23 protein-coding genes and 1 pseudogene are annotated in these 26,805 nt (G+C 73.5%); 14 read left to right on the top strand and 10 right to left on the bottom strand.

Annotated features, from left to right (window positions below; all coding sequences use genetic code 11):
* Nucleotides 1–45: 45 nt before the first annotated feature.
* Entirely contained in the window at nt 46–1,431 is a 1,386-nt protein-coding gene (locus AC4BDD_RS06030; RefSeq protein WP_490689923.1) for an alkaline phosphatase PhoX, read from the bottom strand.
* 66 nt (nt 1,432–1,497) lie between these two features.
* Nucleotides 1,498–2,580, bottom strand: a complete 1,083-nt coding sequence (zapE, locus tag AC4BDD_RS06025; RefSeq protein WP_490691686.1) for a cell division protein ZapE — start codon at nt 2,578–2,580, stop codon at nt 1,498–1,500.
* A gap of 193 nt (nt 2,581–2,773) precedes the next feature.
* Here zapE and AC4BDD_RS06020 point away from each other — a divergent pair, with 193 nt between their 5' ends.
* The 4 genes from AC4BDD_RS06020 to msrB all read left to right on the top strand — a co-directional run bounded on the left by AC4BDD_RS06020 (nt 2,774) and on the right by msrB (nt 6,127).
* Entirely contained in the window at nt 2,774–3,547 is a 774-nt protein-coding gene (locus tag AC4BDD_RS06020; RefSeq protein ID WP_490689922.1) for a pyrimidine reductase family protein, read from the top strand.
* 145 nt (nt 3,548–3,692) lie between these two features.
* On the top strand, nt 3,693–4,169 hold the full coding sequence (locus tag AC4BDD_RS06015) for an indole-3-glycerol phosphate synthase (RefSeq protein ID WP_490691685.1): 477 nt from the start codon (nt 3,693–3,695) through the stop codon (nt 4,167–4,169).
* Between the two features lie 125 nt (nt 4,170–4,294).
* Nucleotides 4,295–5,707: a UDP-N-acetylmuramate--L-alanine ligase gene (gene murC, locus AC4BDD_RS06010; protein ID WP_490689921.1), complete on the top strand. Its 1,413-nt coding sequence runs from the start codon at nt 4,295–4,297 to the stop codon at nt 5,705–5,707.
* Nucleotides 5,708–5,719: 12 nt separating this feature from the next.
* On the top strand, nt 5,720–6,127 hold the full coding sequence (msrB, locus tag AC4BDD_RS06005; RefSeq protein ID WP_490689920.1) for a peptide-methionine (R)-S-oxide reductase MsrB: 408 nt from the start codon (nt 5,720–5,722) through the stop codon (nt 6,125–6,127).
* A 46-nt stretch (nt 6,128–6,173) separates the two neighbouring features.
* On the opposite strand, the gene AC4BDD_RS06000 is transcribed toward msrB, so the two are convergent.
* From AC4BDD_RS06000 to lpdA, 6 genes are all read right to left on the bottom strand, one after another.
* Complete coding sequence (locus tag AC4BDD_RS06000) at nt 6,174–6,473, bottom strand: hypothetical protein (RefSeq protein WP_490689919.1); 300 nt, start codon at nt 6,471–6,473, stop codon at nt 6,174–6,176.
* Nucleotides 6,474–6,545: 72 nt separating this feature from the next.
* Nucleotides 6,546–8,372: a malto-oligosyltrehalose trehalohydrolase gene (treZ, locus tag AC4BDD_RS05995; RefSeq protein WP_490689918.1), complete on the bottom strand. Its 1,827-nt coding sequence runs from the start codon at nt 8,370–8,372 to the stop codon at nt 6,546–6,548.
* Between the two features lie 142 nt (nt 8,373–8,514).
* Nucleotides 8,515–9,423 carry a GNAT family N-acetyltransferase gene (locus AC4BDD_RS05990; protein WP_490689917.1) on the bottom strand — a complete coding sequence of 303 codons (909 nt, stop codon included), beginning with the start codon at nt 9,421–9,423 and terminating at the stop codon, nt 8,515–8,517.
* A gap of 100 nt (nt 9,424–9,523) precedes the next feature.
* Nucleotides 9,524–10,240 carry a response regulator transcription factor gene (locus AC4BDD_RS05985; protein ID WP_490689916.1) on the bottom strand — a complete coding sequence of 239 codons (717 nt, stop codon included), beginning with the start codon at nt 10,238–10,240 and terminating at the stop codon, nt 9,524–9,526.
* Entirely contained in the window at nt 10,237–11,517 is a 1,281-nt protein-coding gene (locus AC4BDD_RS05980; RefSeq protein ID WP_490689915.1) for a sensor histidine kinase, read from the bottom strand. The genes AC4BDD_RS05985 and AC4BDD_RS05980 overlap by 4 nt, the downstream gene beginning before the upstream one ends.
* A 107-nt stretch (nt 11,518–11,624) precedes the next feature.
* Complete coding sequence (gene lpdA, locus AC4BDD_RS05975) at nt 11,625–13,037, bottom strand: dihydrolipoyl dehydrogenase (RefSeq protein ID WP_490689914.1); 1,413 nt, start codon at nt 13,035–13,037, stop codon at nt 11,625–11,627.
* Between the two features lie 83 nt (nt 13,038–13,120).
* Between lpdA and AC4BDD_RS05970 the strand changes: the two genes are divergently transcribed.
* On the top strand, nt 13,121–14,056 hold the full coding sequence (locus AC4BDD_RS05970; RefSeq protein ID WP_490689913.1) for a LysR family transcriptional regulator: 936 nt from the start codon (nt 13,121–13,123) through the stop codon (nt 14,054–14,056).
* Here AC4BDD_RS05970 and AC4BDD_RS05965 read toward each other — a convergent pair.
* Together AC4BDD_RS05965 and glgX are read right to left on the bottom strand one after the other, a co-directional pair.
* Nucleotides 14,019–16,607, bottom strand: coding sequence for an alpha-amylase family glycosyl hydrolase (locus tag AC4BDD_RS05965; protein ID WP_490689912.1), 2,589 nt, complete (start codon nt 16,605–16,607; stop codon nt 14,019–14,021). The genes AC4BDD_RS05970 and AC4BDD_RS05965 overlap by 38 nt on opposite strands.
* Before the next feature lie 108 nt (nt 16,608–16,715).
* Nucleotides 16,716–18,845 carry a glycogen debranching protein GlgX gene (gene glgX, locus AC4BDD_RS05960; protein ID WP_490689911.1) on the bottom strand — a complete coding sequence of 710 codons (2,130 nt, stop codon included), beginning with the start codon at nt 18,843–18,845 and terminating at the stop codon, nt 16,716–16,718.
* 308 nt (nt 18,846–19,153) lie between these two features.
* Here glgX and AC4BDD_RS05955 point away from each other — a divergent pair, with 308 nt between their 5' ends.
* The 9 genes and pseudogenes from AC4BDD_RS05955 (at nt 19,154) to AC4BDD_RS05915 (ending at nt 26,744) form a co-directional block, all read left to right on the top strand.
* Nucleotides 19,154–19,885, top strand: coding sequence for a Tat pathway signal sequence domain protein (locus AC4BDD_RS05955; RefSeq protein WP_490689910.1), 732 nt, complete (start codon nt 19,154–19,156; stop codon nt 19,883–19,885).
* Nucleotides 19,886–19,953: 68 nt separating this feature from the next.
* Nucleotides 19,954–21,294: a copper amine oxidase gene (locus tag AC4BDD_RS05950; protein ID WP_490689909.1), complete on the top strand. Its 1,341-nt coding sequence runs from the start codon at nt 19,954–19,956 to the stop codon at nt 21,292–21,294.
* 87 nt (nt 21,295–21,381) lie between these two features.
* Complete coding sequence (locus AC4BDD_RS05945; protein ID WP_490689908.1) at nt 21,382–22,626, top strand: DUF5919 domain-containing protein; 1,245 nt, start codon at nt 21,382–21,384, stop codon at nt 22,624–22,626.
* Between the two features lie 231 nt (nt 22,627–22,857).
* Nucleotides 22,858–22,965 (top strand): annotated as a pseudogene (locus AC4BDD_RS05940) (hypothetical protein); the annotation flags it as partial.
* A gap of 49 nt (nt 22,966–23,014) precedes the next feature.
* Nucleotides 23,015–23,218 (top strand): hypothetical protein, encoded by a 204-nt coding sequence (locus AC4BDD_RS05935; RefSeq protein ID WP_490692013.1) that lies wholly within the window; start codon nt 23,015–23,017, stop codon nt 23,216–23,218.
* A gap of 13 nt (nt 23,219–23,231) precedes the next feature.
* The gene (locus tag AC4BDD_RS05930) at nt 23,232–23,753 is read left to right on the top strand and encodes a hypothetical protein (RefSeq protein ID WP_490689907.1); all 522 of its coding nucleotides are present in this window, start codon (nt 23,232–23,234) and stop codon (nt 23,751–23,753) included.
* 170 nt (nt 23,754–23,923) lie between these two features.
* Complete coding sequence (locus AC4BDD_RS05925) at nt 23,924–24,997, top strand: CapA family protein (RefSeq protein WP_490689906.1); 1,074 nt, start codon at nt 23,924–23,926, stop codon at nt 24,995–24,997.
* 13 nt (nt 24,998–25,010) lie between these two features.
* Nucleotides 25,011–25,931: a hypothetical protein gene (locus AC4BDD_RS05920; RefSeq protein ID WP_490689905.1), complete on the top strand. Its 921-nt coding sequence runs from the start codon at nt 25,011–25,013 to the stop codon at nt 25,929–25,931.
* 81 nt (nt 25,932–26,012) lie between these two features.
* Nucleotides 26,013–26,744, top strand: coding sequence for an exonuclease domain-containing protein (locus AC4BDD_RS05915; RefSeq protein WP_490689904.1), 732 nt, complete (start codon nt 26,013–26,015; stop codon nt 26,742–26,744).
* Nucleotides 26,745–26,805 lie beyond the last annotated feature (61 nt).

Raw genomic sequence — 26,805 nt, 5'->3', positions numbered from 1 at the left:
CCCGCCGCCGGCGGGCCGCCTGAGTGAGGCGGGGGCCGGAGACCGTCAGTGGCGCCAGGGGCCGGTGACCGCGAAGGTCGTACCGGGGGTGTAGCAGTTGACGTACATGGTGCCGCCGTCCGGCGAGAAGGTGACGCCCGCGAACTCCCCCCACTCGGGCTCTTGGGGGCTGCTGATGTTCTGGGCGTTGCGCGCCATCGGGTAGACCGCGCCGCGCCGGGTGAGCCCGAAGACGTGCTGGGCGCCGTCGCCGTCCTCACAGACCATCAGGCCCCCGCTGGGCGCCAGGGTGATGTTGTCCGGGGACTCGCCCGGCAGCTGGATGTCGGTGTCCGGGCCGAAGACCACGACCAGGGTCAGCCGGCGCCGCTTCGGGTCGTACCTCCACACCTGGCCGAAGTGGTCGGCGGCCGACCCGTTCGCGCTCTTGGCGAAGCTGGAGACGAAGTAGACGCACGATCCGCCCCAGTAGCAGCCCTCCAGCTTCTGGGCGTGGGTGATGCCGCCGCGCCCGAAGTCCTGGAACCGGATCGGGGTCTGCCGGGCCAGCGGGTCGGGCACCGGCACCCACTCGATGCCGTCGAAGTGCGTGCCGGTCTCCTGGACGGCGGACAGATCGGCCACGCCCGGCACCCGCATGGCCTCCAGCCGTCCGCCCGCGCGCAGCGAACCCCGGCCGCCCAGCGGCTTGTTCGGCAGGAAGCGGTAGAAGAGGCCGAAGGGCCGCTCGAAGGCGTCCTCGGTCTCGTAGACGGTGCCGTTGCCCGGGTCGATCGCGATGGCCTCGTGCTGGAAGCGGCCCATCGCGGTGAGCGGGTGCGCGCCGGTGCGGCGCGGGTCGTAGGGGTCCACCTCGAAGATGAAGCCGTGGTCCTTGGTGTAGCCCTGCTCGCCCGCCTTGAACTCGGTCTCCTCGCAGGTCAGCCAGGTGTGCCAGGGGGTGGGCCCGCCCGCGCAGTTGGTGGAGGTGCCGGCGATGGCGACCCGCTCGTCCAGCACCCGGTCACGCCGGTCCAGGGCGAGCGCGGTACAGCCGCCCGGGCCCTCGGGGTCATAGGTCAGGCCCTCCACGGTGGGTACCCGGTGGGTGGCGTTCTGCCGGTTCTCGTGGTTGCGGACCAGGTGCCTGCGGCCGCCCTTGCCGGGGAAGGCGGCCATGCCGTCGCAGTTGCTCGGGACCAGGCCCTCGCCGGAGCGCAGCGGGTCGCCGGTCCGGGACAGCACGCGGTAGCCGAATCCCTCGGGCAGGTCGAGCAGGCCCTCGGGGTCGGGGATCAGCGGGCCGTATCCGGCGTGGCCGGTGGGCGGGGCGGGAGCGGCGGGCGCGGCCGCGGCCGTGCCCGCGAAGATCTCCGAGACGCTGCCGGCGAAGGCGATCGCGGCGCCGGCCGCGCCGGTGCGCGCCAGGATCTGACGTCGGGTTGCTGACATGCGGTATCTCCCTGTTGGCGGACAGGAATATGACCGCACGTGTGTACCACGCGGTCAGCCCGCGGGCTACGCTTCGATCACGCGTTTCGCGTCGCGGGCCAGCGCCGTCAGCCGGGAGATGGCGCGGAAGTACTTCTTCCGGTACCCGCCCTTCAACATCTCCTCGCCGAACAGCTGGTCGAACGGCGCTCCGGACGCCAGCACCGGCACCTCGCGGTCGTAGAGCCGGTCGGCCAGCACCACCAGCCGCAGCGCCGTCGACTGGTCCGGCACCGGCTCGACGCCGGTCAGGCACACCGCGCGGACGCCGTCGCACATCGCGCCGTAACGGCTGGGATGCACCCGGGACAGGTGCTCCAGCAGCGAGGGGAAGTCGTCCAGCGAGGCGCCGGGGACCCGGTACGCGGCCCGGGTGACCTCCTCGTCGGTGAACGGCGCCGGAGCCTGCGGCAGCCCGCGGTGCCGGTAGTCCTCACCGTCGATCCGCAGCGTGTGGAAGTGCGCGGACAGCCCCTGGATCTCCCGGAGGAAGTCGGCGGCGGCGAAGCGGCCCTCGCCCAGCTTGCCGGGGAGCGTGTTGGAGGTCGCGGCGAGCGCCACGCCCTCCTCGACCAGCTTGCCCAGCAGGCTGGAGACCAGCACGGTGTCGCCCGGGTCGTCCAGCTCGAACTCGTCGATGCACAGCAGTTGGTGGCTGGAGAGCGTCCGCACGGTCTGCTGGAAGCCGAGCGCGCCCACCAGGTTGGTCAGCTCCACGAAGGTGCCGAACGCCTTGTGTTCGGGGGCGGCCGGGGTGGCGTGCCACAGCGAGGCCAGCAGGTGCGTCTTGCCGACGCCGTACCCGCCGTCCAGGTAGACGCCGCGCGGGCCGCTGGGGACGGCCGGCTTCGCCTCCCGGCGGAACCAGCGGCGCCGCCCGGTGCCGGTGGCGGTCGCTCCGCCGCCGAGCCGGCCGGCGAAGCCGCCCAGCGTCTTGACCGCGTCGGTCTGGCTGGGCTGGTTCGGGTCGGGGATGTAGGTGTCGAAGCGCACCGCGTCGAAGCGGGGCGGCGGGACCATCTCCGCTACGAGCCGTGTCGCGGGGACCTGCGGTGTGCGGGCGGTGAGCGCCGCGGGGCCCTCGGCGGCGTCCGCCGGCAGGCCGGCTATCGGGCTCGCGGAATCGGAGGCGGAATCGGTGGCTGGCACGGTTACCCAGCCTAAACGCTTATTGACCCGTTCGGCGCAACGCCCCCACCCGGTCGGAGGGCCCCCGCCGGGCGTGCGGGGCCGGGGGCGGGCGGCCCGGTGGCGCGGCGCGGTGCGGCTCGAATGATGAGCGTGGCATGTCACACTGCGACCTATGCGTCGTCTGTTCCCCCTGTCACACCCCCCTGCCCCCTCCGACGCCGAGGACCGCGAGTGGAGCCTCGAGGAGCTGGCCGAGGCGTACGCCTATCCGGCCGATCGGCCCGGCGGCTGGCTGCGGGCCAACATGGTGTCCTCGCTGGACGGCGCCGCCCACCACGAGGGCCGGTCGCAGCCGCTGTCCTCCGCCGCCGACATGCGGATCTTCGGGGTGCTGCGCGGGCTGGCCGACGCCGTGGTGGTGGGCGCGGAGACGGTACGCCGCGAGGGCTACCGCCCGGCCCGCGCGCGGAAGGAGTTCGCGGCCCGCCGGGCGGCCGCGGGGCAGGCCCCCGCGCCGGCCATCGCCGTGGTCACCGCCAGCCTGGACCTGGACTTCTCCGCTCCGCTGTTCACCGCGCCGCTGGTGCCGACGCTGCTGCTGACCGGCGCCGAGGCCGCCCCGGAGCGGGTCGCCGCGGCCCGCGCGGCGGGCGCGGAGGTGCTGGTGGCCGGTGCCGGGGCCGGAGTGGAGCCGGTGCGGGCGGTTGCGGCACTCGCGACACGCGGGTTCACCCGGCTGCTCACCGAGGGCGGGCCGAGGCTGCTCGGGCAGTTCATGGCGGCCCGGGCCCTGGACGAGCTGTGCCTGTCGCTCGCGCCGCTGGTGGCGGCCGGGAACGCGCAGCGGATCGCCGACGGCCCGGCCCTGGTGGACCCGGAGCGCTTCTCGCTCGCGTCCGTCATGGAGGAGGCCGGCTTCCTGTTCACCCGCTACCGTCGGAGCTGACGATCAACGGAATTCTTCGTTCCGCTTAACCTCCGGCGGGCAGACTTGAATCACGCGAGCCCTCGCGGGCGAGCGCAGGATGGTTTCTGTTCGGGCCCCGCGGCCCAGAAGGAGAAGGGCGTCCGCCGTGTTCACCAGCGTATTGATGATCGAGAAGCCCCTTACGCCCGCAGACGTGGAGTTCGTCACCACCCTGCACGGTGACGACCCGGTCTCCTTCGTCGTGCTGATGCAGCCGCGGGGTGACCAGGACCGGCTGCTCCGCGCCATCGACGACGTCGCGCTCGGCGAGCTGGATGAAGCCGTCCACGAGGGCGACGAGCCGGAGGGCGAGGCGGCCCGGCTGCCCGCCCAGCGAGCCCTGGACCACTCGCTCGCCGCCCTGCGCGCGGCCGGCAGCGAGGCCGTCGGCCAGGTGGTCGAGAAGCACCCGCTGGACCTGCTGCGCTCGGTCGTGGAGCAGACCGGCGCGGACGAGGTGATCGTGCTGACCGCACCGCACTTCGTGGAGGAGTTCTTCCACCGCGACTGGGCCTCCCGGGCCCGGCACAAGGTCGGCGTCCCGGTGCTCAAGCTCTTCTCGCACGCGGTCGACGAAGGGCAGGCCGCCGCGGGCGGCTGACCGGCCCTACTCGGCAGCCGCCCGGCCGGCGGGCCCCGCCGTCGGGTCCGCGCGCGAGATTCCGCCCCGCGCAATGCGAGAATCGGCGCCGACAGCGAGAAACCGCGAAGCAGGGAGCCCCGCATATGGCAGCCGTTCCGTCCGCCATGGACCGACCGCACTTCATCGGCATCGGCGGCGCCGGAATGTCAGGCATCGCGAAGATCCTCGCCATGCGCGGAGCCCAGGTCGCGGGCAGCGACGCCAAGGACTCGGCGACCGCGGAGGCGCTGCGCGCGCTCGGCGCCACCGTGCACATCGGCCACGCCGCCGCCCACCTGGCCCCCGACGCCAGCTGCGTCGTCGTCTCCAGCGCCATCCGCGCCGACAACCCCGAGCTGGCCGCCGCCGCCGAGCGCGGCATCCCCGTGGTGCACCGCTCCGACGCGCTGGCCGCGCTGATGGACGGCGCCCGGCCTATCGCCGTGGCCGGCACCCACGGCAAGACGACCACCACCTCCATGCTCGCCGTCTCCCTGACCACCCTGGGCCTGGACCCCTCGTACGCCATCGGCGGCGACCTCGACGCGCCCGGCTCCAACGCCCACCACGGCGGCGGCGAGATCTTCGTCGCCGAGGCCGACGAGAGCGACCGCAGCTTCCACAAGTACGCCCCCGAGGTCGCGATCATCCTCAACGCGGAGCTGGACCACCACGCGAACTACGCCTCGATCGAGGAGATCTACGAGTCCTTCGAGACCTTCGTCGGCAAGATCCGCCCCGGCGGCACCCTGGTGATCTCCGCCGACCACTCCGGCACCCGGGAGCTCATCCGCCGGCTGGGCGACCGCGAGGCGCTGACCGTGCTCACCTACGGCGAGGCCGAGGACGCGGACGTGCGGGTGACCGGGATCGCCCCGAGCGGCCTCACCAGCGAGGTGACTGCCACCCTCCCCGCGTCCCTCGGCGGCCAGGCGCTCACCTTCACCGTCTCCGTCCCCGGCCGCCACTACGCGCTCAACGCCGTCGCCGCGCTCGCCGCGGGCGCCGCCCTGGGCATCCCCGCGGCCGAGCTGGCCCCGGCCCTCGCCTCGTACACCGGCGTCAAGCGGCGGCTCCAGCTCAAGGGCACCGCGGCCGGCGTCCAGGTCATCGACTCCTACGCCCACCACCCCACCGAGATCTCCGCCGACTTGGAGGCGATCCGCGGCGGGGCGGGCGAGGGCCGGGTGCTGGTGGTCTTCCAGCCGCACCTGTTCAGCCGCACCCAGGAGCTGGGCGTGGAGATGGGTCAGGCGCTGACCCTCGCCGACGCCTCCGTCGTCCTCGACATCTACCCGGCCCGCGAGGACCCGATCCCGGGCGTCACCAGCGCGCTCATCATCGAGGCGGCCGCCCGCGGCGGCGCCGACGTCCAGGCCGCGCCCGCCAAGGACGCCGCCGTCGAGCTGATCGCAGGAATGGCGAAGCCGGGCGATCTGGTTCTCACCATGGGCGCCGGCGACGTGACCGACCTCGGGCCGCGGATCCTCGCCCACCTGGAGCGCACCGACAGCTGAGGAGGTCCCGCCATGGCCTACGAGGTCGACAAGCCGGACGAGCAGTGGCGCGCCTGCTTGAGCCCGCAGGAGTACCAGGTCCTGCGGCAGGCCGGCACCGAGCCCGCCTTCACCGGCGAGTACACCGACACCACGACGACCGGAAGCTATGCCTGCCGCGCCTGCGGTGCGGAGCTGTTCCGCTCGGAGACCAAGTTCGCCAGCCACTGCGGCTGGCCCTCCTTCTACGACCCGAGGGACTCCGACGCGGTCGAGCTGATCGAGGACAGGTCGCACGGCATGGTCCGCACCGAGGTCCGCTGCGCCCGCTGCGGCTCCCACCTGGGCCACGTCTTCGCGGGCGAGGGCTACCCCACCCCCACCGACCAGCGGTACTGCATCAACTCCATCTCGCTGCGGCTCGTCCCCGACGCGAGCTGACCCAACGGCCCGGCCGGGCAACGGCCGGGCCGGTCTGCCGTCACGGTCAGTCCGAACCCCCCAGGGCCGCCAGGCCCTTCTGCAGGTCGTCGTAGTTCATCACCGGCTGGAAGGTCACCTCCGCTTCCAGCTCCATGAAGAACGCCTCCGCGATGGAGGGCATCTGCGAGGACTCCTTCATGTCGAAGACGATCAGCGCGGTGCGGCGGCCCCCGATCGCGGTGAAGTAAGCGCACTCCGGGTTGAGCCGGTCCATGGTCTTCTTCAGGGCGGCCGGCATGGTCCCGTCGCGGATCGCCTCGTTGCCGGCCTGGGTGTTGATCCGGGCGGTGAGCAGCGTACGCATGGGCCTCACTCCTTCGGCAGGCGCGCCCGACGCCCCGGTGCCCGGTCCGCGCACGCACGAAGGCGGGGCGCGTCACCTTCCAGCGTCCTGCCCGGGACGGGTGGCCGCAAGGACGGCCGCCGTCCGGGGCGGCAGCCGCAGCACCCCCGCCGCATCCGGCGGGGAGACCGGCCGCCAGGCCGCCAGCACCCGGGCCCCGGCCGCCCGCGGGCCGAGCCGCAGCTCGGCGGGGGCGGCGCCCAGGTTCACCGCGACCTCGCACCTACCGCGCCGGAAGTGGACCGTCCCGTCCCACACCCTCCCGTCGGGCCCTGTCCCGTCCGGCCCCGACCCGTTCCGCCCCGCGCCGATCGCCCCGTACTCCCAGCACGGGTCGGTCAGCGCGGGCTCGGCACGGCGCAGCGCGATCAGCCGCCGGTACCAGGCGAGCAGCTCCGCGTGCGGCGCCCGCTCCCGCTCCGACCAGTCCAGACAGGAACGGTCGCGGGTGGCCGGATCCTGCGGATCGGGCACCTCGTGCTCCGCCCAGCCGTGCGCGGCGAACTCGCGGCGGCGGCCGGCGCGCACCGCCTCGGCCAGCTCCGGCTCGGTGTGGTCGGTGAAGTACTGCCAGGGCGTGCTCGCCCCCCACTCCTCGCCCATGAACAGCATCGGCGTGAACGGCGCGCACAGCACCAGGGTGGCGGCGCAGGCCAGCAGCCCCGGGGAGCAGCCGGCCGCGAGCCGGTCACCGGCGGCGCGATTGCCGATCTGGTCATGGGTCTGGCTGTAGCCCAGCAGCCGCCAGGCCGGGGTGGCGCGCGGGTCCAGCCGGCTGCCGTGGCCCCGGCCCCGGAACGAGGAATAGCCGCCGTCGTGGAAGAAGCCGCAGGTCAGCGTCTTGACGAGGGCGGCGGCCGGATCGGCGGCGAAATCCGCGTAGTAGCCCTGGGATTCTCCCGTGAGCGCGACGTGCAGCGCATGGTGGAAGTCGTCGTTCCACTGCGCGTGCAGCCCGAGCCCGCCGGCCGGGCGGGGGGCGATGGTGCGCGGATCGTTCCGGTCGGACTCGGCGATCAGGAACAGCGGCCGGCCGGTGTGCTCCGCGAGCCGGTCCACCGCCGCCGACAGCTCGGCCAGGAAGTGCTCGGCCCGGGTGTCGCAGAGCGCGTGCACCGCGTCCAGCCGGAGCCCGTCGATCCGGTAGTCGCGCAGCCAGGCCAGCGCGCTGCCCAGCAAGTAGGCCCGCACCTCGTCCGAGCCGGGCGCGTCCAGGTTCACCGCCGCGCCCCAGGGCGTGTGGTGGGTGTCGGTGAAGTACGGGCCGAAGGCGGGCAGATGGTTGCCGGACGGGCCCAGGTGGTTGTGGACCACGTCCAGGACCACGCCGAGGCCCTGCCGGTGCGCGGCGTCCACGAAGCGCAGCAGCCCCGCCGGGCCGCCATACGGCTCGTGCACCGCCCACGGGGCGACCCCGTCGTAGCCCCAGCCGTGCCGTCCCGGGAACGGGCACACCGGCATCAGCTGCACATGCGTCACCCCCAACTCCGCCAGATACGGCAGTCGTTCGGCGGCCGCGTCGAAGGTTCCGGCCGGGGTGAAGGTGCCGATGTGCAGCTCGTACAGGACCGCGCCGGCCAGCGGCCGCCCGGGCCACGGCGGCTCCGGCCCCGCCCGCCCCGGCTCGGAGAGGTCCACCACCGCGCTCAGGCCGTCCGGGCCGTCCGGCTGGCGGCGCGAGCGCGGGTCGGGCAGCGGCGGCCCGCCGTCCAGCGCGAAGCCGTACCGGCTGCCGGGCCCGGCCGGCGCCTTCGCGGTCCACCAGCCGTCGCGGCCCGGGTCGCGCTCCATCGGGCGGAGGGCGCCGTCCAGATGGAGCGCGACCCGGTCGGCCGCGGGTGCCCAGACCTCGAACAGCACTGGCGCCTCCTCGTCGGTGGCCCGTCGACGGCATCACCACCGCCCCCACCATGCTGCGGGACGCGTGCCGCGAGCGCATCGGTGCGTGAGGCAACCGGCCGGAAGCCGATCCCGGCGCGGCGCCTTTGGTGGCGCGGCGCCTTCAGACGAAGTCGATCCGCTCCTGGGTGATCGGGTAGCCCGCCTTGGCGAAGTTCGCCGCCATCGGCGTGTTGCCCTGGTCGGTGGCGGCGGTGATCCGGGTGGCCCCGTGACCGACCAGATCGTGGGTGCACTCCGCGAGCAGGTCGTAGGCGTAGCCGCGGCCGCGCTGCTCCGGTACGACGCCGATGAAGCCGACACACGGGCCGTTCGGGTTGTGCGCGGGCACCTGGATGCCGACCAGGTCGCCCTGCGCGGTGAAGGCGAGCCGCCACCACGCGCGGGGTGAGGGGAACCAGTGGAAGAGTTCGAGGCTCTCCCGCACCGCGGCCTCGACCCCCGACTCGGCGACGGCCCGCCGGTCGTGCGCGTCCAGGGTGCCGTGCGTGATCCGGCGCAGCACGTCCGCGATCACGCCGTCGTCCGGCTCGGGGCGGAACCGAAGCCGGCCCGGCCGCTCGGGCAGCCCGTCTCCGGTGGTCCACTCGTAGCGGAAGCGCTCCACCAGCAGCGTCAGCCCGGCCGCGGTGACGGCGTCCATCCGCGCCTGGGCGGCGGCCCGCACCGCGGCGTCCTCCCGCCACCCGGGCGGGACCAGCAGGCTGTACTCGGCGCGCAGCGGCGCCTCACGCAGCAGCCGCACCGCGGCCTGGGACTCGCCGTCGGCGAAGTCGAACCAGTCCAGCACCTTCGGTTCGGTGTCCTTCGGCCCGCCCCACCAGGCGGCCCGGGCCACCACCCGGTCACCGCGCAGGGCGACCCAGGTCCACTCCGGGCGGTACTCCCCGCCCGCGCCCCGCAGGGCGTAGCGGTGGCCGAAGCGGGCTCGGCCGACCAGGCCCGGGTCGGGCAGGGCGTGGAACAGATGTGCTTCGTTCGCCTGAAGCGCGCGGATGACCAGCTCGGTCACGGGGATCCTTCCCTGAAGGGGGCGAGGCGCCGCACCGTACGGGCGCCAACTCCTCACCGTCCACGGATTATTCGCTGAATCCGCGGTCGGCGGATTGGTCTCAGCCGGCGGCCGGCGGACCGTCCAGCAGGCCCGCGTCATGGGCGAGCAGCGCGATCTGCACCCGGTTGTTGAGCGAGAGCTTGGTGAGGATCCGCGACACATGGGTCTTCACGGTGGGCACGCTCATGTACAGCTCCGCGCCGATCTCGGCGTTGGACCGGCCGCGCCCCACAGAGACGGCGACCGCCCGCTCCCGCTCGCCCAGCGCCGCCAGCCGCCGCCGCGCCCGCTGCCGCCGGTCGTCCTGCCCGGACCCCGCCACATGGGCGATCAGTTGCTGGGTGACGGCGGGGGAGAGCACCGGCTCGCCCGCCGCCACGCGCGTCACGGCCGCCACGATCTGTGGCGGTGGCGTGTCCTTGAGCAGAAAGCCCGCGGCCCCGGCGCGCAGCGCCCGCAGCACATGCTCGTCGGCGTGGAAGGTGGTCAGCACCACGACCTCCGGCGGGTCCGGCCGCCGCCGCAGTTCCTCGGTGGCCGCCAGCCCGTCCAGCCCCGGCATCCGGATGTCCATCAGCACCACGTCCGGGGCGTGACGGTCCACCAGCCCGACGACCTCGGCGCCGTCCGCCGCCTCGCCGACGATCTCGATGCCGGACGCGCCGCCCAGCATCAGGCGCAACCCGGCCCGCACCAGCGGGTCGTCGTCGACGAGCAGCAGGCGGACCGGGCCGGAGGCGGCAGGTGCGGGCGGGGGTGCGGGGGGAGTGCTCATGCCGGCCACGGTAGCCAGGCGTACAGCCGGAAGTCTCCCTCGGCGGTCCGGCCGCTCTCCAGCCGCCCGCCCGCCAGCGCGGCCCGCTCCGCCAGCCCGGTCAGGCCGGCGCCCGCTCCGGGGATCTCCGCCCGCCCCGGCTCGCCGGCCGGCACCGGGTTGCGCACCTCCACCGTCAGCCCGCCGCCCGCCGTGCCCGCCGCGGTGACGGTCACCGCGCCCTCCGGCGCGTGCTTGCGGGCATTGGTCAGCCCCTCCTGCACGATCCGGTACGCGGTCCGGCCTACGGCACCCGGCACCCCGTCCGCGGCCTCCTCGCCCAGCCGGTCGCGCAGCGTCACCCGCATCCCCGCCTGCCGCGACTCCGCGATCAGGCGCGGCAGTTCCGCCAGCGTCGGCTGCGGCCGGACGGGGGATGACCCCTCCCGTCCGCCGCCGTCGGCCTCCGGCCCGGCCCCTTCGCCGGACGGCTCCGCCCCCTCGCCGTCCGGGGACCGCAGCACCCCGATCACCTCGCGCAGATCCTGCAGCGCCGCGTGCGCGCTGTCCCGGATCACCCCGGCCGCCTGCGCCACCTCCTCGGGCGAGGCGTCCTTGCGGTACTCCAGCGCGCCCGCGTGCACGCTGAGCAGCGACAGCCGGTGGGCGAGCACGTCGTGCATCTCCCGGGCGATCCGCTCACGGGTCAGCCGCTGCGCCCGCTCGGCCCGCAGCCCCGCCTCCGTCTCCGCGCGCCGGGCCCGCTCCCGCAGTGACTCCAGCAGCAGCCGCCGGGAGCGTACGAACATCCCCCAGCCGATGGTGCCGCCGTACATCACGCCGACGAGCAGCAGCACGGTGCCGAAGTCCAGGTCGGGGTCGGGGTGCAGCAGACCGCCGACCACCGTGGCGGCCATCGCCCCCGCGCCGACGGACACCACGGCGCGCAGCGGGCGGTGCACCGCGACGGTGAACAGCGCCACCAGCAGCGGCCCGGAGGCGTAGTGCGAGAAGACGGTCACCGGCACCAGCGCCGCGGCCAGTCCGACCGGATGGCCGCGCCGCAGCCACAGGGCGGCGCAGGCCATCAGACCGGTGAGCTGATCGGCCAGCAGCTGACCTTCCGAGATCCGCGGGTCCTCGGTCACCGCCTCGTCGGTGAGCACGGAGAAGGCCAGGGCCAGCAGACACAGGGTCACGTCGACGGCCCGGTCACGCGCGGTCCGGGGCACCCCGGGCACACGGCCTGCGGACCCGCTGCCCGGTTCGCTCTCCGGTCTGCCCTCTGCGCTGCTCATGGAGCGAATCTAGCGAGCGTTCCGTGGCCGGAGGCTCCCGGCGGATGAATCCGATACCGAAGTCGCGCAGGTCGCGACGGAAGTAGCGCCTCACCGCCGGCGTGGCCTCACTGCTGGTGCAGGCCGCGTCCGGCGAGCGTGAGGAACGCCTCGCCGACCGCCTCCGAGAGCGTGGGGTGCGGGTGGATGTGCTGGGCGACGTCCGCCGGCTCGGCGTCCCAGCCGACGACCAGCTGGCTCTCGGCGACCATCTCCGAGACGTGCGGCCCGACCAGGTGCACCCCCAGCACCGCCCCGCCCCGCTCCGCGACCACCTTCACCATGCCGCCCTGCCCGTGCACCATGCCCTTGGCGACCGCGGTCAGCGGCATGGTGTTCACCACCACGTCCCGGCCGGCCGCCCGGGCCTCGGCCTCCGACAGCCCGACGGACGCGGTCTGCGGGCTGGAGTACGTGACCCGGGGGACGGCGGTGTACTCCACCGGCCGCGGCGAACGGCCCGCCAGCGTCTCGGCGACCACCAGCCCCTCCGCGAACGACGCGTGCGCCAGCCCCAGCGACGGCGGCGGCAGCAGATCGCCCACCACATGGACGCCCGGAACCGCCGTCTCCAGCCGCGACCAGTCGGCCGGGGCGACGAACCCGCGCCCGTCCGTGGCCAGTCCGGCGGCGGAGAGCTCCAGCCCGTCGACGACGGGGGCGCGGCCCACCGCGACCAGCAGCCGCTCGGCCTCCACCGTGCGCACCTCGCCGCGGGTGGTGCGCACCGTGGCCCGCACCCCGTCGGCCGGCAGCTCGGCGTCCTCCAGCCGGGCGCCGGTCAGCACCTGGATGCCCCGCTTCTTCAGCCCCCGGGTCAGATGACGGCTGACGTCCGCGTCCTCCAGCGGCAGCAGCCGGTCCGCCGCCTCCACCACGGTGACCGCGGCGCCCATCGAGCGGTGCAGGGAGGCGTACTCCACGCCGATCGCGCCGCCGCCCAGCACCAGCACCGACTCCGGCAGCCCCGGCGCGAACAGCGCGTCGTCGCTGGTCACCACCCGGCGGCCGTCCGGAGCCAGGCCCGGCAGCTCGCGCGGCCGCGAGCCGGTGGCCAGCACGATGCCGCGCCGCGCGGTGTACTCCTCGCCGGCGGCCGGACCCGACACCACCCGGATGGAGCGCGCACCGGTCAGCGCCGCGCTGCCGCGCACCACCGGCACCCCGGCGTGCGACAGGTGGCCCTCCACCCCGCGGTGGTTGCGGGCCACGATGTCGTCGCGGGTCGCGGTCAGCGCCGCCCAGTCCACCGCCTCCAGGGACGCCTTGACGCCCCACCGCTCCCGCGCCTCCGCGATCCCGTCGACGAGCTCGGCGGCGTGCAGCATGGCCTTGCTCGGGATACACCCCCGGTGCAGGCAGGTGCCGCCGACCAGGTCCCGCTCGACCAGGGCGACCCGGAGCCCGAGGGCGGCGGCGCGCAGCGCGGTGCTGTAACCGCCGGTGCCGCCGCCGATGACGATGACGTCTGTCTCATGCATGGATCCAGCCTCGGCCGCGCCGCGGCATGAGTCCAAGGCAATGTTTCTATGGATCCCATGAACTGTGTGCATGGGGAGGGGCGATGAGTCTGCGGCAGATGGAGTATCTGGTGGCGGTGGTCGAGGAGGCGTCCTTCACCCGGGCCGCGGAGGCCCTCAACGTCACCCAGTCCGCGCTCTCCCACCAGATCAAGGCGCTGGAACGGGAGGTCGGCGGCGCTCTGCTGGAGCGGCTGCCGCGCGGGGTCGGACTCACCCCGATGGGCCGCGCCTTCCTGCCGCACGCCGAGCTGGCGGTGCGCAGCGCCGGACAGGCCCGGCGCGCCGCCCGGGCCGCCGCCGGGGCGGACGGCGGCGAGCTGCACATCGCCTCCGTCCACGCCGTCGCCCTCGGCGTACTGCCGGAGGTCTTCGCCCGCTGGCGGCGCGAACACCCCGCGGTCACGCTGCTGCTGCACGAGTACGCCACCACCGAGGAACTGCGCGACCGCATGGAGCGCGGGGTGGCCGACGTGGCGCTCGGCCCACCGCCGCAGGACTGGCGGGGCCCGGTGGTCCCCCTCGGCGAGGAGGAGATCGTGCTGGTCATGCCGGTCGACGACCCGCTGGCCGGCCGTGCCTCGGTGCGGCTGCCGGAGCTGGCGGACCGCGCGTGGGTGCGCTGCGAGCTGGAGCCGGTCATCGACGGCCGCCGGTGGCTGGACCGGGTGTGTGATCAGGCCGGGTTCGCGCCGCGCACCGGCGTGTGGACCGAACACAGCTCCACCGCCGTCCACATGGCCGCGGCGGGCGCGGGCATCGTCGCCGCCCCCGCGCATCTGGCGGCCGGTGTCCACTGCGCGCGGGTGCCGGTGGACCCGCCGTGGCGACGCGAGCTGACCGCGTTCTCCCGGGTGGAACTCACCGGAGTGGCAGCCGAGTTCACCGAGCTGCTCCGTACGGCCACGGCCGCCCGGCTGGCTCCCGGCGACCGGGATCGCCTCACTCCCGTACCAGCAGTGCCACCGGAAGCTCGGTGAGGAGCTCGGCGAGCCTGACCCGGCGCTGGCACATCCGCCCGGTGAGCAGATCCCGCCAGTGGCCCGGCGGCAGCGGCAGCGCGGTGCCGGCCCAGCCGCCCGCCCCGGCCAGCCGACCGGAGAGCCGGGTGACGGCGGTCAGCGCCGAGCCCGCGCGGACGAAGGCCACGCAGTGCGCGGCGGCCGGCCCGTCCGCCGCCACCGGGAGGTACGAACCCTCGGCGCCGAACCACTCCGGACGGCGGCGGCGCAGCCGCAGCGCGGCCGTGGTCACCCGCAGCTTCTCGTCGGACAGCCGGCCGGCCGAATCCCTGCCATCCGGCTGCCCGCTCCCCGGCTGCCCGCTCCCCGGCTGCCCGTCGGCCGGCTGTCCGCCGCCCGGGTCGCCGGGACCGGCCGCCCGCCCGCCCGCAGGGAAGCGCGGCACCCCCCGGTTGTCGGGGTCGACCAGCGCGTAGCGGGTGCGCTCGGTGCCCATGTACAGGTCCGGCACCCCCGGCATGGTCAGATGGAGCAGCGCGGCACCGAGGGTGTTGGCCCGTGCCGGGGAGGCCAGCTCCCGCTCGAAGGCGGCGAACGCCGGGCCGCGTACGCCGTGCCGACCGCGGCAGCCGTCCGCCACGAACGCGGCGACCGCGTCCTCGTACTCCGCGTTCCGCTCGGTCCAGCTGGTGTGCACCCCGGCCTCCCGCACCGCCTTCAGCAGCGCCGGAACCAGCCGCTCCGCAGTTGCCGCGGCGGACCCCAGCCCCAGCGCGGTCTGCCAGGCCGTCCAGGCCAGCCGCGGGTCCGGCACCGGCACCCCGTCGGCGCGCAGCGCGGCGAGCGCCCCGGTGAACAGCCGCCCCCACGCTCCCGGACACTCGGTGAGCGCCGCCAGCCGGGCCCGCACATCAGCGCTCCGCTTGGTGTCATGGGTGGAGAGCACCGTGCCGGTCAGCGGCCAGTCGCGCAGGATCCTCGCGCAGAACGCGTGGAACTCCTCGGCACTCACCGCCGGCCCGCCCGGGTCGCCCCCCACCTCGGCGGCCGACAGCAGCGGCGTGAAGCGGTAGAAGGCGGTGTCCTCGACCGACTTGGCGCGCAGCGCGGCGGCGGTCTGCGCGAACCGGGCGAGGAAGTCGCGGTGCTCCGGCCCGTCGCCGAGCCGCCCGAGCGCCGCGTCCCGCACCGTGTCCACCGCCCGTGCCTCCTCGCGCACCGAGAAGGCGGTGCGCGCCCCGCGCGCGGCCGTCTCCAGCAGCGCGGCGTCGGCCTCCGGCGGCGGCGCGCCGGGTACGGCGTACGGGCGGTAGACCGGCAGCCGGACCAGCAGCTCGCGGATGGCGGTGCGCAGCGCCCAGGGCGCGTGGTCGCGCAACCGCGGTGAGGCGGCGCAGATCCGGCAGGCCGTGCGCACCAACCGTTCCACCTCGGCGGCCAGCTCGTGGGTGACCACCCAGGCGGCCGCGCGGCGCACCGTGCCCGCCCAGCCGCCGCCGGTATCGTCGCCGGGGCCTGCGGAGCCCGGAGCTTCGTCGCCGTCAGGGCCCCGGGCGGGATCGTGACCCGCGTCGGGCGTGGTGGCGGCGCGGTAGAGGTCGGTGAGTTCGGTGAGCCCGTCGGGGTCGAGGAAGAGCCCGTCGACGCGGTGCAGCGCGTCGTACCCGGTGGTCCCGGCGACCGGCCAGCCGACGGGCAGCGGCTCGTGGCGGGCGAGGATCTTCTCCACGACCGTCCAGCGGCCACCCGCCGCCCCGGCCAGCCGCCGCAGATAGCCCGCCGGGTCGGCCAGCCCGTCCGGGTGGTCCACCCGCAGCCCGTCGAGCACGCCCTCGCGCAGCAGCTGGAGCAGCTTGGCATGGGTCGCCTCGAAGACCTCCGGATCCTCCACCCGCACCGCGATCAGCTCGGAGATGGTGAAGAACCGCCGGTAGTTGAGCTCGGTGCGGGCCAGCCGCCACCACCCCAGCCGGTACCACTGCGGCTCCAGCAGCTCCGGCAGCGGCAGCCCCTCGGTGCCGGGCCGCAGCGGGAAGGCGTGCTCGTGGTAGCGGAGCGTCCCCCGCTCCACCCGCAGCTGCTTCAGCTCCTCGCCCAGCGGGCCGCCGAGCACCGGCAGCAGCACCTTGCCGCCCTGCGCCGCCCAGTCGATGTCGAACCAGCGGGCGTAACCGGAATCGGGGCCGTCCCGCAGCACCTGCCACAGCGGCTGGTTGAGCCATTCGGGTGCCGGCACCGCCATGTGGTTGGGCACGATGTCGGCGATCAGCCCCAGCCCGTGCGCGCGGGCGGCGGTGGCCAGCTCCCGCAGCCCCTCCTCCCCGCCCAGCTCCCCGCGTACGGCCGTGTGGTCGACCACGTCGTAGCCGTGCGTGGAGCCGGGGACCGCCTCCAGCACCGGGGACAGGTGCAGGTGGGAGACACCGAGCGAGGCCAGATAGGGCACCGCCTCCCGGGCGGCCGCGAACGGGAAGCCGGGCTGGAGCTGGAGCCGGTAGGTGGCGGTCGGCGCGGAGCGTCCGGCGGCACGGTCCGCGGGGCGGGGGTCGTCGCTGCGATCGGGCGTCATAAGAACGTACGTACCCACAACCGGCGGCGGGCAGGTTCGCCACTCGGCCGACTGGCGGACCGCCGCGGCCTGCCCCCGCCGGCATCCGACCGCCGCCCGGCGCGGCGGCTACCCCGGCCGCTGGAGCACGGTCAGGCTCCGGTCCACCAGGGTCAGCCGGTCGCCCGCCCCGACCTTCGCCCCGCTGCCCGGCTCGACCCCCTGGGGCAGCGCGGTGTCCACGATCACCTGCCACTGCTTGCCGTGGTCGACCGGCACGGTGAAGTCCATCGGCTCGTGGTGCGCGTTGACCATCAGCAGGAAGGAGTCGTCGCTGATCCGCTCTCCGCGCGGGCCCGGCTCCGAGATCGCGGAGCCGTTCAGGAAGACCATCAGCGAGCTGGCCTGCGCCGCCTGCCAGTCGCGCTGCCGCATCTCCTCGCCCTCGGGGGTGAACCACGCGATGTCCGACAGCTCGTCGTGGGTGCCCTCCACCGGCCGGCCGTGGAAGAAGCGCCGCCGCCGGAAGACGGGGTGGTCGCGCCGCAGCCACACCAGCGAGCGGGTGAAGCGCAGCATCTCAAGAGCGGCGGCGTCCCGCTCGTCGAGCGGGTCCGGCCAGCGCACCCAGGCCAGCTCGTTGTCCTGGCAGTAGGCGTTGTTGTTGCCGCCCTGGGTGCGCGCGAACTCGTCCCCGTGGCTGAGCATCGGCACGCCCTGGGAGAGCATCAGCGTGGCGATGAGGTTCCGCATCTGCCGCTGCCGCAGCGCCAGCACCTCCGGATCGTCGGTGGGGCCCTCCACCCCGCAGTTCCAGGACCGGTTGTAGCTCTCGCCGTCCCGATTGCCCTCGCCGTTGGCCTCGTTGTGCTTCTTCTCGTAACTCACCAGGTCGTTCAGCGTGAAGCCGTCGTGGCAGGTGACGAAGTTGACCGAGGCCAGCGGGCGCCGCCCGTCGCCCTGGTAGAGGTCGGAGGAGCCGGTCAGCCGGGAGGCGAACTCGGCCAGCTTCCGCGGCTCGCCGCGCCACAGATCCCGCACGGTGTCCCGGTACTCGCCGTTCCACTCGGTCCACAGCGGCGGGAAGTTGCCGACCTGGTAGCCGCCCTCCCCGACGTCCCAGGGCTCGGCGATCAGCTTCACCTGGCTGACCACCGGGTCCTGCTGCACCAGGTCGAAGAAGGACGAGAGCCGGTCGACCTCGTGGAACTGGCGTGCCAGGGTCGCCGCGAGATCGAAGCGGAAGCCGTCCACCCGCATCTCCGTGACCCAGTAGCGCAGCGAGTCCATGATCAGCTGGAGCACGTGGGGGCTCCGCATCAGCAGGGAGTTCCCGGTGCCGGTGGTGTCCATGTAGTACCGGGGGTCCTCGGTGAGCCGGTAGTACGAGGAGTTGTCCAGCCCCCGGAAGGACAGCGTCGGCCCCAGGTGGTTGCCCTCCGCGGTGTGGTTGTAGACGACATCCAGGATCACCTCGATGCCCGCCTGGTGCAGCGCCCGCACCGCGGACTTGAACTCCAGCACCTGGCTGCCCCGGTCACCCCAGGAGGCGTAGGCGTTGTGCGGGGCGAAGAAGCCGATGGTGTTGTAGCCCCAGTAGTTCGCCAGCCCCGCGTCGACCAGCCGGTGGTCGTGCACGAACTGGTGCACCGGCATCAGCTCCAGGGTGGTGACCCCCAGCTCGGTCAGATGCTCGATGATCGCCGGGTGGGCGAGCGCCGCGTACGTCCCGCGCAGCTCCTCCGGAAGCCGGGGGTGCCGCATGGTGAGCCCCTTGACGTGGGCCTCGTAGATGACCGTGCGGTGGTAGTCGGTGCGCGGCGGCCGGTCGTCCCCCCAGTCGAAGTAGGGATTGACCACCACCGAGGTCATGGTGTGCGGGGCGGAGTCCAGATCGTTGCGCCGCTCGGGCCGGTCGAAGTGGTAGCCGTACACCTCCTCGCCCCAGCGGACCCGGCCGCTGATCGCCTTGGCGTACGGGTCCAGCAGCAGCTTGGCCGAATTGCAGCGGTGGCCGTGCTCCGGCTCGTACGGTCCGTGCACCCGGAAGCCGTACCGCTGCCCGGGCATGATCCCGGGCAGGTAGACGTGCCGGACGAACGCGTCGTTCTCCCGCAGCTCCACCGCCGTCTCCGACCCGTCGTCGTGCAACAGGCACAACTCGATCCGCTCGGCGGCCTCGGAGAACACCGCGAAATTCGTACCGGCGCCGTCGTACGTGGCGCCCAGGGGGTAAGCCTGTCCCGGCCATACCTGCATGCGTCGACTCTTCCACTTCTTCTCCGTGCGCCGCGAGGACGCGTCAGCACTTCAAGGGCCCGGGGACGGGTGGGCAAGGTGGCCCAACAGGTGCCCCAAGACGCCGCTTTCACCAGATCTTCCTCAAAAGCGAGGCAACCTACGACCACATCGGTTCGTCCTACCGGGTGACTCCGCGCTCCGGATGTGCCGGTACGCGGCTAATTTCACAGCAGGGGGGATTGGGGGAGAATGTGCGCACGATAAGCCACCGTCACCTGGGCAAGGTGATGGCAGGCGCGGCCGTCGCGGCCACTGCCACAGCCGTGATGATCGCTGTGACCCTCCCGGGCGACGCCTCGGGAGACTCCAGGGCCGCTCGCGGCGGCAACCAGGGCACCACCGCCGAGCGTGGCGGGCAACCGGGCCAGGCGCCCGCGGTGGTGGAATCCGCCGCACCGCAGGGCCCCACCGGCAGCGGCCGGGACCCGCTCACCGATGACGAGACCCGGCGCGCCGAGCAGATCGCACGCGGCCGGACCTTCCGCGGCGGCGGCGAGGACGTGACGGGCAAGACCGGCCCGCAGCAGCTCGCCACCGACCTCGCCGAGCTTCCTCCGGAGGAGGTCGGCAGGACCGACGCCCACCGGCGGGCGAACGTGACCTTCTATGACTACAAGGACGACGCCTACGTCACCAAGACGGTCGACCTCGACACCGGCAAGGTCGACCACACCGAGACCCAGCACGGCGTGCAGCCGCCGCTCAGCCGCGCGGAGACCGACGAGGCGGCCCGGCTGCTGATCGCCGACCCTCTCGGCGACGGCCTCCGGAAGGACTTCCAGGACGCCACCGGATCCAAGCTCACCGGCCCGAGCCAGCTGACCGTCACCGGCTTCGTCTACCGCGTCGACGCCGAGCGCCCGGGCCCGGCGGGGCTCGCCGAATGCGGCAAGCACCGCTGCGTGCGGCTGTTCACCCGGGTCACCAACGGCCCGTGGATCGACACCCGGCAGCTGGTCGTCGACCTCAGCGACCGCGCCGTCACCCGGCTGAGCTGACGCCGCCGTCCCTTCCTTCATCTTCTTCATCTCCTTCATCCGTACGTTTCCGTACAGGAGTCCCTTAGATGCGTGACGACAAGCGCCGCCCTGCCCGCAGCAGGCTGGGGTCGGCATTCGGAGCCTGTGTGCTCCTGGGCGCCGCGACGGTCGCGGCCGGGCCCGCGAGCGGAGCCCAGGCCGCGCCCAAGGCGCCCGAGAAGGCCCCCACCGCGGCCCCCGCCGCGAGCTGCAGCAGCGCCTACCGGATCGAGCAGAAGCTGGAGGGCGGAACCGTCTGGCGGATGTGCTGGCACTACGAGTCCAACGCCGGCCTGGTCCTCGACGACGTCTCCTACCAGCCCAAGGGCGAGCCCGCCCCGATCAAGGTGCTGACCAGCGCCAAGCTCGCCCAGATCCATGTGCCCTACGACGACGGCAGCGTGGAGTACGACGACCTCACCGGGGCCGGCTTCGCCCAGGGCCTCCAGCAGCTGGACCCGGCGGAGTGCCCCGGCGGCACCATCAAGACCGTCAAGGTGCCCGGCGCCTGGGACCCGGCCCACCCGAACGTCAAGGGCCTGTGCGCCACCACCCGGGCCCGCGGCCACGCCTACCGCATGGGGGCCGACGAGCCCGGCGGCAAGGTCTACCAGGCCCAGGGCAAGGACCTGCTGGTCTACACCGTCAACAAGGTCGGCTGGTACGAGTACATCACCGAGTGGCGGTTCTCCGGCGACGGCACCATGACCATGCAGGTCGGCGCCACCGGCACGCTCTCCCCGATGGACTACGACGCCGGCGACGGCCGCGGCTGGCCGATCGGCAAGGGCGCCAAGGACTACGCCACCAGCCACGCCCACAACGTCTTCTGGCGGCTCAACTTCGGCCTCGACGGCTCGCCCAAGAGCCGGATCGAGCAGTACGACTCCAAGACCACGCAGTCCGCGGGCCAGCTGCCGAAGACCAAGACCACCCGCACCCAGGTCACCAAGGAGCTGGCCGGCGACGCGGCGGGCGCCCGCTGGTGGCGGGTCGTCAGCTCCCAGGGCAAGAACAAGGACGGGCACCCCCGGTCCTACGAGATCGTGCCCGGCCACACCACGAAGTTCCCCGGCCGCGGCTACACCAAGCACGACGTGTACTTCACCGAGTACAACAAGTGCGAGCAGTTCGCCAGCGACAACCTCCGCAACTGCGGTGCGGGCGCGGGCAAGAGCGTCGACAAGTGGGTCGGCGGCCAGACGCTCAAGCACCCCGTCGCCTGGGTCAACATCGGTTTCCACCACATCGCCCGGGACGAGGACCAGGAGCCGATGCCCGTGCACTGGCAGGGCTTTCAGCTCGCCCCGCGCGATGTCACCGCTATGAATCCGCTCACGCCTCCGGCCCTGTCCGGCCACAACGGCCATACGGAAGAACGAGGTTGACCGACAGGTCGATCGATCCGGATGCACCGCCCCCGCCCGCGCAGTAGTCTGCGGTGATCGTTGGACGGGGGCGGAAGGCGGTGCAAGTTGAGCTCGGGCGGGTTGGAGCTGCCCCCTGGTGACTGCGGTCCCGGGGGTGACGGCGCCACCGACGCGCCACCTGGCGCGGTGTCCCTGGCGCGGCCGGTGGAGATCGGCGCCGAACTGGACTGGGGCGCCGAGGCCTGGACCGAGGTGCACACCCGTGCCCGCCGGGCCGGGCGCGCCTACATCTGGCTGAACCTCGTCGAGCAGCGCCTGCGTGCCGTCGTCGCCGCCGTGCTCCGGCCCGTCTACGAGCCGGTGCACGGCGACGACTGGGTGGTCGCCGCCGCCGGACCGGCCGGCCAGGAGTGGGTGCAGCGCGCCGCCGCGGTCCGGGAGGTGAGCCGCCGCAAGGGCTACCTCCTGGACCCGGCCGACGACAACGTCCTCAGCTTCCTCACCCTGCCGCAGCTGCGCGAACTGCTCGTCCAGCACTGGCCGTGCTTCGAGCCCTACCTCGACGACCGCCGCGACCTCGAACTCGCCCTCGACGAACTCGAAGTCGCCCGCAACGTCGTCTCCCGCAACCGCGCCCTGTCCCAGGCCGTCCTCGCCCAGGCCGAACGCGCCTGCGCCCGGCTGCTGGAGATCCTCGGCAGCGGCACCGCCGCCCCGTCCGCCGAACGCCTCCCGATAGACGCCGTCGAGGACCTGGTCGGCGACCGGTACGCGGACGTGGTCGGCGTGCACGCCGACCGGGTACGGCTCCAGCGCCAGCTGCCCGTCGAGGACCTCTTCGGACGGGCCCGCCGCCTGGACGCCGTCGGCATCGGCCTCAACCTCCTGGTGCAGAACTACTCCGGACGCAGGCTGGTCCGCCTCGCCGAGTCCGGCTGCCGCGCCCGGCTGCTCTTCCTCAACCCGGCCAGCAGCGCGGTCCGCCGCCGGGAGCGCGAACTGGGGCTGAAGAAGGGGGAGATGAGCCGCTCGGTGGAGATGAACATCCTCCATCTGCGGCGCGTCCGCTCCCGCCTGCGGGACCCCGGCGCCTTCGAGATCCACGTCTTCGACGAGACCCCCCGCTTCACCGCCTACCTGGTCAACGGCGACGGCGCCGACGGCCTCGCCGTCGTCCAGAGCTACCTCCGCAAGGCCCGCGGTATCGAAGCCCCGGTGCTGGTGCTGCGCGGCGGCGGCCGCGCCCGCGAGGTGGTGCGCCAGGAGAGCGGCGAGCTGGACGGCGGTCTCTTCGACGTCTACCGCGAGGAGTTCGACAGCGTCTGGGCGGACTCCCGGCCGGTGTCCTGAAACGGATTCCCGCTACGCCGTTTCACTGGTGATCACCGCACAGCAGCGTCGGCGGCCAAGACCCACCCGTACGGGGAGTCGGGCCGGGCCCGGGGCGAGATCGTGCCCACTGTCGGCTGACGCGTGTAGTTGCGATCTTGGGTTCCGGCGGAACACTGGAAGCATGGGGCGCCGCCGAGGCAGGCGTCCCCGTCCGCACGGAAGAGGGGATGCGACCGTGACGGTACCGCCATGCCGACGACGGCCAATGCCGACTGCGCGCAGTGCCATCCTCAGCCGAGCCCGGTGCCAGCCGCCACGGCCGGCGCCTTCGAGGGCGCCCACTACTACCACTGCGGGGCCTACCGTCCTCGGTTCAACTGCCTCATGAGGACGCTGGGCCCACCCGTTGTGCGCGGTCTGCACGCGGCGGATCCGCCAGACGCTCCAGCGCTATCTGCCGCCCCTGGTCACCCGGACCTGCTCGGTCGCCCGGCTGCCGGGACACCTCGATGTCTTCTGGCCCGGCACCGACGGCAAGGTGTGGAGCCAGGGGTGGGACCAGGCGCCGGGGCAGGGCTGGGGCGACCATGGCGTCTTCCCCATCCACTGATCAAAGACTGCCCATGAGAGGCCGGACTTACCCCGAGGATCCCCTGCTGCACGCGGTGACCACCGAGAAGCAGGTCGACTACACCGGCGCCGTGTACGGCTCGCTGCTCGCGGCCTCCGTGGTGGTCGGCGCCGGCTCGCTCGGCAGGTTCCCGCGGCTGGAACTCGTGCTGCTGCTGTTCTTCACCGGTGTGGTGTTCTGGGCCGCGCACGTCTTCGCCCGGCTCTTCGGCGAGCGGATCGCGTACGTGCCCCTGGGCGGCAGGGAGATTTGGCGGGTCTGCGTGGCCGAGTGGCCGATCGTGAAGGCGGCGGTGCCGCCGGCCGTCGCGGTCGCCGTCAGTCCGCTGCTGGGGCTCGGCGAGGAGGGGACGTTGTGGTTGGCGCTCGGCGTCGCGATCGCGGGTCAGGTCGGCTGGGCGGCGGTCGCCGCCGTCCGCGCGGGGGCGACACGGGGTCTGGTGGTCGCCGCCGGCGTGGTCAATCTGGTCCTCGGCCTGCTCATCGTGGTCCTGAAGGTCACGCTGAAGCACTGACCTGCCCCGCCCACCTCACCCATGGCGGACGAAGTCGCCCCCGGGCACGGCGGGATGGCGCATGGCGGTGAGGGGGACGGCGCCGGGTTCGGTGGGTGGTGCCCAGACCATGCGCCAGGTGACCCGAAAGGCCGCAGCGGAGACGGGGAACGCCGGGCAATCATGAGGGTGTGTCCTTCACCCTGATCGCCGGTGGCGATGTCCTGATCCACCCTCCGCTGATCGAGCAGGCCGCCCAGGATGCCAGGGCGGCCGGTGGCCAGGGGCTCGACTTCAGGCCGATGCTGGCCGGGTTGAGGCCGGCGGTGTCCCGGGCCCATCTGGCGATCTGCCATCTTGAGACACCGCTCGCGCCGGCCGAGGGACCGTTCACGGGTTTCCCCAGTTTCGCCGCCCCGCCGCAGATCGCCACAGCCTTGGCGGACGTGGGGTTCCACAGCTGCTCGACAGCGTCCAACCACACGCTCGACCAGGGCGAGGCCGGTGTGCGGCGAACCCTGGACGCCCTGGACGCGGCGGGCCTGCGGCACACCGGCTCGGCACGGAGCAGGGCCGAGGCGGACCAGCCGAACATCATCGAGGCCGGAGGTGTCCCGGTCGCACACCTGTCCTATACCTACGGTTTCGGCCGCCGACTCCTGCCGCCGGACAAGCCATGGCTGGCCAACCCGATCAGCGAACGCGTCGTCGACGAGGCCCACCGGGCTCGCCGCGCGGGCGCCGAAGTGGTGATCCTCAGCATGCACTGGGGGCGGGAGCACCAGCATGAGCCCAGCCCGCGCCAGCTTGCCCGGGCTGCGGAACTGACCGCCGGTTCGTCGGTCGATGTGATCCTCGGCCACCACGCCCACGCGGTCCAGCCGTTCGACCGGATCAACGGCACCTGGGTGGTCTACGGCCACGGCAATCTCCTTGCCCGGCACCGCATTCCACGAGGCACCACCGAGGAGGGCCTCCTGTCCTGGTTCCGGTTCACCCGGACCGCCGGCTCCTGGCGGGTCGGACGCCTGGGCTTCATTCCCACACTCATCGACCTGACCGGGCCCGTCCGCGCCGTCGCCCTGCCCACCGCACTGGCCGACCCCGACCTCCCGCCCGAGCACCGGAGCCGCTACGAGCAGGCGTACCACCGGACACAGACCGTCGCCCGGATCCGAATGTCGTCGGTTCGGCGGCCGCTGGGGCAGCACGCCCCAGTGAGGTATCGCCGCGAGGGCGGACGGCAGGGCCTCGGGGCCTTGTGAAAAGGTCTTCGGTATGACAGTCCCACCGCAGCCTCCCCTGCCCGGTCAGGGCGGATTCCCCGACCCGCGGCAGAACCCGTACGCCCAGCCGGTCCCGAACCCCTACGGCCAGCCGCCGGGAGCGCCGCAGCCCCATCCCTACGTCCAGGCGCCGGGGCAGCCGCAGGGGCAGGCACCGGGACAGCCGTACGGCGGCGGCTGGGGAGCGCCGCCGCCCCCGCCGCCGCGGGGTGGCAACAACAAGACGCTCGCCATCGTGATCGGGAGCCTGGTGGCCGTCGGGGCGGTGCTCGCCGGTGCGATCTTCCTCGTCGGGGGTGACGACAAGGACGAGAAGGACAAGAGGGCGGATGGCCGCCCCTCGGCCGGTGCGAGCGTGAGCGCCGAGAGTCCCGGCGCGTCGCCGTCGCCCTCGGAGAGCGGCGCCACCGGCGGCACGTACCGGCTCATCGTGCCGAAGACCCTGGAGAACGCGAAGTACAGCCTGGAGCAGGACCTGAGCGACAGGTTCAACGAGAATCCCCCGAACGACGGCGTCAACACGCAGGACATGAAGTCCAGCGCGGGCCAGTACACGCACGGCGTCGAGGACCAGCTTCTCTACACCGGTTTCACCGGTCGCATCGTCGACCCGGACAAGGCCGTCGACGACATCCTCGACGGGATGGAGGAGGCTGACGGCGCCTCGGTCGGACAGCCTCGGCGGGAGATCACTCCCGAGGGCTCAAACGAGCCGTTGACGTGCGTGGTGATGGCCAAGGACGAGCAACGGAAGATGGCCTACCCGGTCTGTGCGTGGGGGGACTCGACGACGCTTGGTGTGTTCATGCTGAGAGACATGAAGCTGGCCGTCCGCTCGCCCGGCTCCATCGACCTGGAGGCATTCGCCAAGCGGGTCGCCGTCATGCGTGACGAGGTCCGGAAGCCCGCTTAGGCCGCGCAGGCCCCACCCGGTGTCAGTGCCCCGTGCGAGGCTGAAGCACAACCGGGGGAGATCAGGTGAAGGAGGGCCGCTATGGGGTGGCACCGGGAGTTGCTGGTCGGCTTCGATCTGGAGACCACGGGCACGGACCCGACGGCGGAGCGGATCGTCACGGCGGCGGTCGTCGAGGTGAAGGGCGGGGAGCCGATCGGCCGGCGTGAATGGCTGGCCGATCCGGGCGTGCCCATTCCGGAGGATGCCGTCGCGGTGCACGGCATCAGCAATGAGCGCGCCACGGCCCTGGGCCGCCCGGCCCGCGAGGTCGCCGACGAGATCGCGGACACCCTCGCCGGCTACTGGCGAGCGGGCACACCGGTCGTCGCGTACAACGCCTCCTTCGACCTGAGCCTGCTCGCCGCCGAGCTGCGGCGGTACGGGCTCCGCCCGCTGAGCGAGCGGCTGGGCGGCGCCGAGACCGGGCCGGTCGTCGATCCGCTCACGATAGACCGGGCGGTCGACAAATACCGCCGGGGCAAACGCACGCTGGCCGCGGTCTGCGAGGTGTACGGAATCGCGCTGACCGGGGCGCACGACGCCGGGGCGGACGCGCTTGCCGCCGCCCGGCTCGCCTACGCGCTCGCCGAGGCCCACCCCCAGGTGGCGCGGCTGGCGCCATGGGACCTGCACCGGGCGCAGGTCGGCTGGTCGGCCCAGTGGGCGGCGGATCTCCAGCGCTGGCGGCGCGGCCGGGGCACCCCGGACGCGGTGGTCGACGGCGGCTGGCCGTTGCGCGAGGCCGCGGCGGTGAGCGGCCTGCCGTCCTGACCCGTCGGACCGGTCGGCACGCGCACTCCTGACCGGACACGGTCGGGACATGCCGCGCCGA

This window comes from Streptomyces sp. JLBT605, assembly GCF_058215555.1.
This window is presented reverse-complemented; position numbering and strand designations above follow the sequence as displayed.

What these genes read in the sequence shown, in the direction of transcription:
- AC4BDD_RS05965 (WP_490689912.1), bottom strand. Translation starts at nt 16,607, where the DNA reads ATGACGCCCGATCGCAGCGACGACCCCCGCCCCGCGGACCGTGCCGCC.
- lpdA (WP_490689914.1), bottom strand. Translation starts at nt 13,037, where the DNA reads ATGCATGAGACAGACGTCATCGTCATCGGCGGCGGCACCGGCGGTTAC.
- AC4BDD_RS05920 (WP_490689905.1), top strand. Translation starts at nt 25,011, where the DNA reads ATGACAGTCCCACCGCAGCCTCCCCTGCCCGGTCAGGGCGGATTCCCC.
- AC4BDD_RS06000 (WP_490689919.1), bottom strand. Translation starts at nt 6,473, where the DNA reads ATGCGTACGCTGCTCACCGCCCGGATCAACACCCAGGCCGGCAACGAG.
- AC4BDD_RS05955 (WP_490689910.1), top strand. Translation starts at nt 19,154, where the DNA reads ATGATCGCTGTGACCCTCCCGGGCGACGCCTCGGGAGACTCCAGGGCC.
- AC4BDD_RS05930 (WP_490689907.1), top strand. Translation starts at nt 23,232, where the DNA reads ATGAGAGGCCGGACTTACCCCGAGGATCCCCTGCTGCACGCGGTGACC.
- AC4BDD_RS06015 (WP_490691685.1), top strand. Translation starts at nt 3,693, where the DNA reads ATGATCGAGAAGCCCCTTACGCCCGCAGACGTGGAGTTCGTCACCACC.
- AC4BDD_RS05985 (WP_490689916.1), bottom strand. Translation starts at nt 10,240, where the DNA reads ATGAGCACTCCCCCCGCACCCCCGCCCGCACCTGCCGCCTCCGGCCCG.
- murC (WP_490689921.1), top strand. Translation starts at nt 4,295, where the DNA reads ATGGCAGCCGTTCCGTCCGCCATGGACCGACCGCACTTCATCGGCATC.
- AC4BDD_RS06020 (WP_490689922.1), top strand. Translation starts at nt 2,774, where the DNA reads ATGCGTCGTCTGTTCCCCCTGTCACACCCCCCTGCCCCCTCCGACGCC.
- msrB (WP_490689920.1), top strand. Translation starts at nt 5,720, where the DNA reads ATGGCCTACGAGGTCGACAAGCCGGACGAGCAGTGGCGCGCCTGCTTG.
- AC4BDD_RS06030 (WP_490689923.1), bottom strand. Translation starts at nt 1,431, where the DNA reads ATGTCAGCAACCCGACGTCAGATCCTGGCGCGCACCGGCGCGGCCGGC.
- glgX (WP_490689911.1), bottom strand. Translation starts at nt 18,845, where the DNA reads ATGCAGGTATGGCCGGGACAGGCTTACCCCCTGGGCGCCACGTACGAC.
- AC4BDD_RS05950 (WP_490689909.1), top strand. Translation starts at nt 19,954, where the DNA reads ATGCGTGACGACAAGCGCCGCCCTGCCCGCAGCAGGCTGGGGTCGGCA.
- AC4BDD_RS05915 (WP_490689904.1), top strand. Translation starts at nt 26,013, where the DNA reads ATGGGGTGGCACCGGGAGTTGCTGGTCGGCTTCGATCTGGAGACCACG.
- AC4BDD_RS05970 (WP_490689913.1), top strand. Translation starts at nt 13,121, where the DNA reads ATGAGTCTGCGGCAGATGGAGTATCTGGTGGCGGTGGTCGAGGAGGCG.
- AC4BDD_RS05980 (WP_490689915.1), bottom strand. Translation starts at nt 11,517, where the DNA reads ATGAGCAGCGCAGAGGGCAGACCGGAGAGCGAACCGGGCAGCGGGTCC.